Below are 879 nucleotides of genomic sequence, written 5' to 3' on the forward strand. Positions count from 1 at the left end.
TGGGTTAAAGAACAGATCGGTGCGCTTGTTTCTTGGTTAAATTCACAGTGGGAGACAGTGAAATCATATACTTCCGCAGCGTGGAATCTAGTAAAACAATATGTCATTCAGCCTGTTCAGGAATTGTGGAATGCAACGAAAGAAAAATTGAACGATTTAGCGAATTGGATACTAGGTAATTGGGCCAAAATCCAATCTTACACACTTACGGCATGGAATTTAGTTTATAAATATATTATTGATCCAGTGATTTCAGCTTATAATTCTGCAAAAGAGAAGTTCAATGATATGTACAACACAGCAAGGGAAAAATTTGATTCTGTAAAAAATGCAGCGCAAGAAAAGTTTGATGCAGCAAAGAGATTTATCGTTGATCCGATAAAAGATGCGGTAGATAAAGTAAAGGGATTCATTGATAAAATCAAAGGGTTTTTCAGTGATTTGAAATTAAAGATTCCGAAACCGGAAATGCCTAAAATGCCACACTTCAGTCTGCAGACTAGTACGAAAAATATTTTGGGTAAAGACATTACTTTCCCATCTGGGATCGATGTGCAATGGCGTGCAAAAGGAGGTATCTTTACTAGACCTACCATTTTCGGTATGAGTAATGGTCAGTTGCAAGGTGCAGGAGAAGCGGGGCGAGAAGCAGTTTTACCGTTGAATAAAAAGACATTAGGTGAAATTGGTGAAGGGATTGCAGCGACAATGTCTACTGAACCAACTGTAATTAATATTTATAACCCTTCAGTGAGGGATGATCGTGATATCGACCGCATGGTCGGAAAAATAGATGATGCACTTGCTCAAAAAGGGCGTAATTCAAAAATAGGAATAGGGAGGACTTAAATTGCTAGACATAGGTATCGATAATCAGTT

General features: G+C 37.9%; 1 pseudogene. It reads left to right on the top strand.

From position 1 onward, the window contains the following. Nucleotides 1-849: pseudogene (locus tag ACQGS6_RS29345) on the top strand (phage tail tape measure protein); the annotation flags it as partial. Between the last annotated feature and the right edge of the window lie 30 nt (nucleotides 850-879).

The organism is Bacillus sp. GMs2/2, from assembly GCF_050172095.1.
Taxonomy (GTDB): domain Bacteria; phylum Bacillota; class Bacilli; order Bacillales; family Bacillaceae_G; genus Bacillus_A; species Bacillus_A cereus.